Origin of the sequence: Noviherbaspirillum sp., assembly GCF_036846085.1 — a bacterium.
Classification (GTDB): domain Bacteria; phylum Pseudomonadota; class Gammaproteobacteria; order Burkholderiales; family Burkholderiaceae_D; genus Noviherbaspirillum.
Genome location: NZ_DAIUCO010000202.1, coordinates 1 through 9,983, shown reverse-complemented (window position 1 = coordinate 9,983; position 9,983 = coordinate 1). Strand labels below are relative to the sequence as shown.

Below are 9,983 nucleotides of genomic sequence, written 5' to 3'. Positions count from 1 at the left end.
CCGGCGCGATGCCGGTTGCGCCGTGCTGGCTGCCGTCCTGCTGGCCGCCGTGGCGTTGGGCGGCGCGACGCTATTGATGAAAAAAGGCACACGACTGCATCGCCTGTTCGGACGTACGTGGGTTGCCCTGATGCTCGGCGCAGCCATTATCTCGTTCTGGATCCGGCGAAACGGTGATTTCTCGCCGATTCACCTTCTGTCAATCGCCGTCATCGTTGGTGTCAGCATGGCGATCTATGCCGTCATGCGCGGCAATATCCGGGCCCACCGGCGCGGCATGATGGCCACCTATATCAGCCTGGTCATCGCCGGCGCATTCACATTGCTCCCGCAGCGCCGCCTCGGCTACCTAGTCTGGCATTCAGTTGGTCTAATTTAAGGAGAAGAACATGGACACATCCATCCAATACCGGAACGTCAAACGCGCGGTCGAGCGCAAGCTTGGCTTCTATACCCACCTGTCGGTCTTCCTCGTGGTGAACACCGGGTTGTTCCTGCTGAATCTCACGCAGGGCGCCGGCCGGCCGTGGGCCATGTTTCCGTTATTCGGCTGGGGAATCGGGTTACTATTCCACGGGCTGGCGGTATTTCTCCATGGCGCGAAGGCCGGCTGGAAGCAGCGCATGATCGACAATGAAATGAAAAAACAGCTCGACGCGTTCCCGGAATGAATCTATTTTCTGAATCGGTAGAACATCCCTATCCGCGTCTGCGCCGCTTTGCCATCGACGTAGCGATTACCGCCGTCTTCAACCTGGCCATTGCACTCATCATTACGTATGTATTGCGGGTGAACAGCAGCTTCGGCACCAACTTTCTGGTCTCGATGTGCATCGGCATCCTGGCTGTAACCTTCGTCGATGGCGGCCGCCTGCTGCTGTGGGGATTAGGCAAACCGCCCAGGATTCCTTTCATCCTGCTGGTCGTGGCGGCGTTGCCGGCGGCGCAGCAACTCGGGCACGTCGTCGCGGCGCGGCTATCCGGTATCCCGGCCGACAATTTTGTCAGAGCACACCACCAAAATCCGACAGGCTATATCGTCGTAACCTTGCTGATAAGCCTCTTTATCACCTGGTTCTTCTGGAACCGCAGCACGCTCGCCCATCTCACGGCGGAAGCCGAAGCCGAAAAGGCGCGAGCCGCCGCCGTCGAGAAGCAGGCGGTCCAGGCACAACTGCAATTGCTGCAGGCGCAAATCGAACCCCACATGCTATTCAATACCCTGGCCAACCTGCAGGGACTGATCGCGATCGACCCGCCGCGCGCGCAGCAGATGCTCGACCAGCTGATTCTTTATCTCCGCGCCACGCTGTCGTCGTCGCGCGCGGAGCAGACCACACTGGGACAGGAGTTCGCATTGATGGAAGCCTATCTCGGCTTGATGAAAGTCCGTCTTGGCGGACGTCTTTCCTATGCACTGCATCTTCCGGACGCATTGCGCGACCGAACACTTCCCCCGATGCTGCTGCAGCCCCTGGTGGAAAACGCCATCAAGCACGGCATCGAACCGAAGATCGAAGGCGGCCACATCGACGTGCAGGCGATAAAGGAAAATTCGTCGCTGATACTGACAGTGCGTGACACCGGTCTTGGCCTGCGCGGTGCCGGCACCACTTCGGGCACCCTTGTCGGCATGGCCAACCTGCATGAACGACTGCAAGCCCTGTATAAGGGTAACGCCTCATTTTCCCTGACGCCCAATCATCCCGAGGGCGCCATCGCCCAATTCACCCTGCCGCTATGACAAACACATCCGTACGCGCATTGATTGCGGAAGACGAACCGGTCCTGGCTTACGCGCTGGTGCAGGCGCTGCAGCACTTGTGGCCGGCCTTGCAGATCAGCGGCGTGGCGGAGAACGGCGTGGCGGCCGTGCGGGAAGCGCTGGCGTTGCGACCGGATATTCTTTTCCTCGACATCAAGATGCCGGGCAAGACAGGATTGGAAGCTGCGCAGGAACTGGCGGAGGATTGGCCGGACGGCACGCCCTTCCCGCTGGTGGTTTTCGTGACTGCCTATGACGAGTATGCGTTGCAGGCATTTGACCACGCAGCCGCCGATTATGTCCTCAAGCCGGTCAGCGACGCACGCCTGGAAAAGACGGTGGCGCGGCTGCAGGCGCGTCTCGGCCAGACACAGGAGCGCGGGCAGGAACTGGCACGGATCGTCGATCAGTTGCGTTCGCTGGTGCCACCCTCCCCGGCCGGCACGGACCATTTGAGCTTCATCCGCGCGGCGGTCGGCAACCAGATCCGCATGATTCCGGTCGCCGAGGTACTTTATTTCGAAGCGACCGACAAGTACGTGAATGTCGTCACCGTCGACAGTGAATCGCTGATCCGCACTAGCCTCAAGGAACTGCTCCCCCAACTCGACGACAGGCAGTTCTGGCAAATCCACCGCGGCACGGTCGTCAATGCGCACCGCATCGAAGCAGCAGTGCGCGACGACAGCGGCAAGCTGACCGTCCGGTTGCGCGGGTATTCGCGATCGCTTCCGGTCAGCCGATTGTTTGCGCATCTATTCAGGCAGATGTGACATTGTCCTGCAGAGTCGAAACGCGTCAGCCCGCGATTTCCAGCGATTTGAAAAATTGAATATCCGCCATCAACAGAACGGTCGTTCACATTTTGTAAATACCGATAGTGGCGACCGCGTCAATTGCACCACAAAGAATTTTTAATACATTGTTTCATTGTGCAATACAAAAATTTCCCTTATAAATATTGCCTAGGAGAAGCATCCCTATATTTACTCATCGGAGCACACCGATATGAACGCATTGCGAAGTCTTAAACTTTCCTATCGTTTTGGCATCCTGATAGGTTTATTCACTCTAGGCTTCGCTGTCTACGGCGCATGGTCCTTCAAAACACTTAATGACCTCAAGGTCAACGGTCCGGTCTACCAGCGCATCGTGCAAGGCAAAGACCTGATCGCAGATGTCCTGCCTCCCCCGGAATACATTATCGAATCCTACCTTGTCACTCTCCAGCTATCGGCGAGCGAAGACAAGGCGGAGCAGGATGCGCTGGCTGCCAGACTGAAGACGCTGAAAGCAGATTACGACATGCGTCACGAATTCTGGCTGAAGGAGGAACTGGACAGCAATCTTGCCGACATCTTCCTGCGTCAGGCGCATCAACCGGCCGTCGCCTTCTATGCAGCCTCCTTCGATGAACTCATTCCTGCCGTGCAAATAGGCGATAAGGCCGCCGTTACCGCAGCAACCGCGCGCCTGAAGGGATTCTATGCAGCCCACCGCGCGGCAGTGGACGAGGTTGTCACGCTGACCACCAAGCGCATTGCCGAAGACGAAGCCATGGCGAAAGAACGCATCGAATCCGCCACCCTCCTCCTGATGCTGATCCTTGCCGCATCGCTGGGTGCCGGCGTGCTGGTGGCAGCCGTCATCGTGCGGGGCCTTCTGAATGATCTCGGCGGAGAACCCCGCTACGCGGTGGAAATCACTCGCCAAATCGCTTCCGGCGACCTGACGATGGATATCGCGGTCAAGCATAGCGACCAGCAGAGCCTGCTGCATTCGATGAAGACGATGCAGGCGGTATTGGCGGAGACGGTGGCGAACATCAAAACAGCGGTTGAATCGGTCAGTACGGGTTCGCACCAGATCGCCGCCGGCAACTTCGACCTGTCGGCGCGCACCGAACACCAGGCCAGTTCACTGGAGCAGACTGCCGCATCGATGGAAGAACTGACCGGCACCATCAAGCGAAATGCCGAAAGCGCACGCATGGCGAGCAACCTCGCGAATTCCGCATCCGATGTTGCCGTCAGGGGTGGCACGGTCGTAGCGGAAGTGGTGACCACGATGCAATCGATCGACGCCTCGGCCAAGAAAATCGTCGATATCATCAGCGTGATCGACGGCATCGCCTTCCAGACCAATATTCTGGCCTTGAACGCGGCAGTGGAAGCGGCCCGCGCGGGCGAACAAGGCAGAGGATTCGCCGTCGTGGCCGCGGAAGTGCGGGTGCTGGCGCAGCGTTCAGCCGCGGCTGCGAAAGAAATAAAGGCTTTGATTGGCGATTCCGTTGAAAAAGTCGATACGGGCGCGCGCCTCGTCGATCAGGCAGGCGCGACCATGAACGAAGTGGTGGCGAGCATCCAGCGTGTCAGCGGGATCATCAGCGAAATCGCATCGGCAAGCGTCGAGCAGCAAGCCGGTATCGAACAGGTGAACCAGGCAGTGAGCCAGATGGACCAGGTCACCCAGCAGAATGCCGCACTGGTCGAAGAAGCATCGGCGGCGGCAAAGTCTTTGCAGGATCAGGCAAATCATCTGACGGAAACGGTCGCCCGATTCAAGGCCGACAGCAAAGCGCAACCCGGATTGCGGACACCGCGGCTGCAGCTCACATGACGCAAAGGCAAGGGGCGCTCCGATGGAAACCATCCTACACTGCCCCGCGCGGCCTGCGCCGAAGCGACTTGTTTGTACAGGCAAGCGCCTGTTCTAGGTTACCCACCGCACCGGCTTACATCGGCGTCTCCGGGTCGATCGCGCCAGTACGGCGGCGAAAACCGTCTGACGTCGAGTTGATACTCACAAGCAATGCAACGCCATGCTACGCGGGACGTGCTTTGTCCACCGGTAACGAGCAGTCGCTTCATCTCACAACAAAGCGCTACGGGCTGCGGATCGTGTATCACTATACATTACGATGTATCATATAATGATACGGACCGATAGTTGAGATTGTCGTTTCCGGCAGTCTCGTTTTTGCAAAGGAATACAGATGGATTATCCAGGTTCGAACACCAGCAGTTCTCCCGACGGGAAAATGCTTCCTTCATGGCGTGATGCCAACGTGCCGGATGGCTTCACGCTCGTCGCGGTGGGCGACCTGGTGATTGATGACGTGCTTTCGCCACGTTTGAAGATGGAATCACCCGAATTGATCGACCTGCTTCAGGGCGCGCACGTCACTTTCGGCAACTTCGAAAGCACTGCCATCGACCTGCGCACATTCGGCGGCTATCCGGAAGCGGAATCCGGCGGCTCATGGCTGATCAGCTCACCACGCGTTCCTCAGGATCTGAAGGCGATGGGTTTCAACCTTATGGGGCGTGCGAACAACCACACCACCGACTGGGGCGTCAATGGCATGCGCCAGACCGACGCACTGCTCGAGAAAGCCGGCATTGTCCATGCCGGCACAGGCGAAACACTTGCCGAAGCACGCGCCCCCAAATTTCTCAGCATTTCCGCCGGACGCATCTCCCTGGTATCCATTGCTTCCCGGTTCGAAGCAATGTCACGCGCGACCGATCCGCTCGGGCAGATTCCCGGCCGCCCCGGGGTCAATGCATTGCGAACCACCCGCTACGTGCTGGTATCGCCATCGCATCTGGAACAATTGGCAAAGATTCGCGATGCGCAGCCGAAGGGTTCCGTCCGGGCGTCGATCATGGCTTCCGATCAGAAAAGCGGCACCGTCACTCTTTTCGGCACCCAGTACCGCGCGAAGCCGGGCATCGGTGAATCGCTGGAATTCACCTACTCGATGCATGAGAAGGATCTGACGGAAATAATGCGCAACGTCCGCCAGGGAAAGCAGACATCCGACTTCTCGGTTGTCACCATGCATACCCATGAACCGGGAAACTACAGCGAGATCCCACCGGACTTCCTGCCGATACTGGCGCGCCAGGCGATCGACAACGGCGCTGATGCATTCATCGGCCATGGACCGCACCGTCTCCGCGGTATCGAAATCTACAAAAAGAAACCGATTTTCTACTCACTCGGAAATTTCTTCTTCATGGAGAACACGCAGCAGCCGCTGACCCGCGATGCATTTGAAAAAGGCAATACCGATCCTTACGCAATGACTGAAGCGGAATTCCTCGAGTACAAGCGGGTGAAAGGCGTGTTTGGCGAACGGGTCTGGTATGAAAGCGTCGTCACGCGCAACCGATACGACAAAGCCGGGAATCTCAAGGAGATTTATCTCCATCCAATCGAAATGCACTGGGAGAACGCTCGGGACGCGGACCGTGGCATTCCACATATCGCCTCGCCGAGTGCATCGAAACGCATTCTCGAGACACTGCAGCGGCTTTCCGAGCCGTACGGCACAAAAATAAGCATCCTTAACGACATCGGCGTCATTCGGGTTTCCGAAGACTGACTCCATCGGCTCGTCGCCTCCACTTCCCCCGCGTTTCACACACATTCCGCCGCCCCGCGCGTCCGCGCCGGGCGGCCGCCTGCGTCGCACTGGCGTCCTGTGCCGTCGCGCATTTACGCGTCAAAAATTAACTAAAAAAACATTTGACGTCGTCTCATTGTTCGATATACTGTCTCGATAGGCGATACGTTAACCCACACCCAAAGGAGAAGACAATGCGCAGTACGTTGAAAGGCAAGGCCCTGATTGCAGCAATGGCAGCGGCCTGTATGATCAGTTTGCCCGCGGTGGCGGCCGATCTGAAAATCGGCTTCAAGTCCGATATCACCTCCGCCGACCCCCATGTCCTGAGCGGCGCCAATCGAAACCTTTGGGCGCATATTTATGAAGGCCTCGTCGAGCAGGACGAAAATCTCAGGCCGAAACCAGCACTGGCAGTCTCGTGGAATACGCTTGATCAGACCACTTGGGAGTTCAAGCTGCGCCCGAACGTCACGTTCCACAACGGCGCAACCCTCACTGCTGACGATGTCAAATATTCGATTGATCGTGCGATTGCACTCAAAGGACCGCGCACCTTCCGCACCTACCTCAAAGGCATCGAGTCGGTCACTGTCGCCGGCCCCCTGACAATCCGCATCAAAACCATAGGCCCACAACCGAATCTCGCGGACAACCTCAGTCTGATCGCCATCATTCCAAAGTCGCTGGGCACGGACGTACCCGAAGAAAGCTTCGCCAAAGGCGCGACGGCGATCGGTACGGGCCCATACAAGTTCGGAACCTGGGAACACGGCCAGCGGGTCACCTTCACGCGCAACGCCAACTACTGGGGAACAAAGGAACCTTGGGATAACGTCATCTTCCAAATCCTGCCCCGTGACCCGGCCCGCGCATCGGCGCTGCTGGCCGGAACCGTCGACCTTATCGATGGCGCAACATCGAAGGTCGCGGATTCATTTGGACAGGGCAGCAAGTTCGAGATGGCATCGACCACCTCGTACATGCTCAACTATATCCAACTCGACCACTTCCGCGACAACTCTCCATATATCAAGTCCAATACCGGCGCACCACTGCCGAAGAACCCGCTTCGCGACACAAAGGTGCGTCAGGCGATCATGCATGCCATCAATCGCGACGGGATCATCAAGTTCCTGATGAAGGGCGATGGAGAGGCTGCCAACCAATACGTGCCAAAGAGCTTTTTCGGGTACGACCCAGCACTCAAACTACCCGCTTTCGATCTGCAAAAAGCCAAATCGCTGCTGGCCGAGGCAGGGTATGCGGACGGCTTCAAGATGACCATGCATTGCACCAACGACCGCTACGTGAACGACGCGAAAATGTGCGAAGCGGTGGCGCAGTCGCTCAACCAGATCGGTTTGAAAGTCGATCTGTCAACCATGCCCTATTCGGTTTTCATCGGCCGCGCGACGAAGGGTGACAACGGCGCGTCGGAGTTCAGCTTCTTCATGGTGGGCACAGGCGCGGTTACCGGTGATTCCCTGCAACCGCTCTCTTCCGTCTCCCATACCGTGGATGCAAAGAGCGGCTTCGGCGCCAATAACTACGGCCAGTACAGCAACAAGGAAGTCGATTCCCTGATCGAAAAGGCAGCGATCACGCTGGATGAGAAGGCTCGCGCTGATCTGCAACGGGCCGCAGCGCAGAAAGCCCTCCTGGATGGTGCGATCATTCCGCTGATTCACGTGAAAGCGTCGTGGGCGTTCAAGAAAGGGTTGACCATCACGCCGCGCAGCGATGGGTTTACACACGCCATGAACATTCGGGAAACCAGCGCTAAGTAACGCCACGTAACAGGCCTCCCCGGCGAAATCAATGGAAACGGTTACGGCACCTCCACCAGGTGCTGTAACCGCGAAAGCGCCCCTTCGCCGCGCTGTATCCGTTGCTGCCCGCCTTCGCCGTTTATCCGCCGGCAACAGAACTGTTGTCAACATCAGCGTGTCCAGCTGCAGGGCATTCACCGCATTCGGCTCGCGGACACACAAAAGTAAAGTCTGTAGAAAGAGAACCATGTCAACGCTGAATCTCAAGCGCTTCGCAACTGCACATTCCGCATTAAGTTCCAGTATTGTTTCTTTCGACTCCAGCGGACAGTCCCACTCCGGCGAGTACGACGTCACGGTTGTTCGGGACATCATGGTTCCCATGCGCGACAACGTCCCTCTCGCAACGGACATCTATCTTCCGTCGCGCAACGGAAAAGCGGTCGAGGGGCGTTTTCCCGTCATTCTTGAGCGCACGCCATACGGCAAGCATATCCGTAGCAGGAGCGAGCGGTCGCTGGGCATGGAAGTTCCGATGGAGCGCAACGTGGTGGCATCTTTCTTCGCGCGCCACGGATACGTCGTCGTGTATCAGGACTGCCGCGGCAGGCATAAATCTGAGGGCGAGTTTGTCAAGTACACCAGCGAAGGTCAGGACGGCTATGACACCTGCACATGGATACTTCAGCAGCCATGGTGCAACGGACGCATCGGGACGAAGGGATTGTCGTACGCGGCGCATACCCAGGCTGCGCTCGCAAGCCTGGAGGCACCGGGCATCGTCGCCATGTTCATGGATTCCGGCGGCTTTTCGAATGCCTATCAAGGCGGCATCCGGCAAGGCGGCGCCTTCGAACTCAAGCAAGTGACGTGGGCGCTCAAGTATGCGCTTGAAAGCCCGGCAGTCAAGTCCGACCAGGAAAAGCTGACTGCACTCAAATCGGTGGACATCAAGGACTGGGCGCACCGGACGCATTTGTGGAGACAGGGAAACTCGCCGTTGACCCTTGCGCCCGAATACGAAGATTACCTGTTCGACCAATGGCAACGGGGTGCATTCGACGAATACTGGAAACAGCCCGGTCTCTATGCGGAAGGCTACTATGACAAGTTTTCGGACGCGGCCATGGTGATCATGTCGTCGTGGTACGACGTGTACTCCCGTACCGCGACGGAAAACTATGTCGGCCTGTCGAAACTTAAACAGAAGCCGGTATGCCTGATTCTCGGTCCCTGGACCCATGGAAACCGTTTCCTGTCCTACGCCGGAGATGTCGATTTCGGACCGGAAGCGGTAATCGACGGCAATCTCGCAAAAGACCACCTGCATTTGCGGCTCGAATGGTTCGATCGCTTCCTGAAACAGGATGCCATGCCTGGTGTAACAGTGCCGAAGGTCAAACTGTTTGTCATGGGCGGCGGCAGCGGCCTCAAGAACGCAGATGGCCGAATGATGCACGGCGGCTGCTGGCGCGAGGAGAGCGATTGGCCTCTTCCCGATACATGCTGGACGCCGTATTACTTGCGGGCGGACGGGTCGGTTTCGACACAGAAGCCGAACGAGGACGACGCATGCATGACGTATCGCTACGATCCGCGGAATCCGGTGCCGACTGTCGGCGGCGCGGTGACATCCGGCGAACCGTTGATGTTCGGCGGCGCATTCGATCAGCGCGAAGGGCCCAAGGTGTTCGGCTCGCAGCCCCCTTACCGCCCGCTCGCCGAACGACCGGACGTGCTGGTATTCGAAACGGAGCCGCTGAAGGAAGATGTGGAAGTCACCGGCCCGATCAAGGCGACGCTGTGGGTTTCGTCAAACTGCTTCGATACCGACTTCACCTTCAAACTGATCGACGTTCATCCCGCCAACGAAGACTTTCCGGACGGGTTCGCAATGAATATCACCGATGGCATCCTGCGCGCGCGCTACCGCGACTCATGGGAACGTCCGACTCAGATGGAGCCGGGCGAAGTGTATTGCATCGAGATCGACGCCTTTCCGACCAGCAATCTGTTCAAGCGCGGACATCGTATC

8 protein-coding genes are annotated in these 9,983 nt (G+C 57.9%); all 8 read left to right on the top strand.

Annotated elements, in window-relative coordinates:
* The coding region (locus tag V7080_RS19465; RefSeq protein WP_334190054.1) for a DUF2306 domain-containing protein at nucleotides 1–379 on the top strand (379 nt) is incomplete at its 5' end.
* A 10-nt stretch (nucleotides 380–389) separates the two neighbouring features.
* Entirely contained in the window at nucleotides 390–671 is a 282-nt protein-coding gene (locus tag V7080_RS19460; RefSeq protein ID WP_334190053.1) for a 2TM domain-containing protein, read from the top strand.
* Nucleotides 668–1,744, top strand: a complete 1,077-nt coding sequence (locus tag V7080_RS19455) for a sensor histidine kinase (RefSeq protein ID WP_334190052.1) — start codon at nucleotides 668–670, stop codon at nucleotides 1,742–1,744. The genes V7080_RS19460 and V7080_RS19455 overlap by 4 nt, the downstream gene beginning before the upstream one ends.
* Entirely contained in the window at nucleotides 1,741–2,538 is a 798-nt protein-coding gene (locus tag V7080_RS19450) for a LytR/AlgR family response regulator transcription factor (protein WP_334190051.1), read from the top strand. The genes V7080_RS19455 and V7080_RS19450 overlap by 4 nt, the downstream gene beginning before the upstream one ends.
* A gap of 235 nt (nucleotides 2,539–2,773) precedes the next feature.
* Entirely contained in the window at nucleotides 2,774–4,384 is a 1,611-nt protein-coding gene (locus V7080_RS19445; protein WP_334190050.1) for a methyl-accepting chemotaxis protein, read from the top strand.
* Nucleotides 4,385–4,760: 376 nt separating this feature from the next.
* A complete protein-coding gene (locus V7080_RS19440) occupies nucleotides 4,761–6,155 on the top strand; it encodes a CapA family protein (RefSeq protein WP_334190049.1) in 1,395 nt (464 codons plus the stop codon).
* A 227-nt stretch (nucleotides 6,156–6,382) separates the two neighbouring features.
* Entirely contained in the window at nucleotides 6,383–7,966 is a 1,584-nt protein-coding gene (locus V7080_RS19435) for an ABC transporter substrate-binding protein (protein ID WP_334190048.1), read from the top strand.
* Between the two features lie 229 nt (nucleotides 7,967–8,195).
* A partial coding sequence (locus V7080_RS19430) for a CocE/NonD family hydrolase (protein ID WP_334190047.1) occupies nucleotides 8,196–9,983 on the top strand: 1,788 nt, incomplete at its 3' end.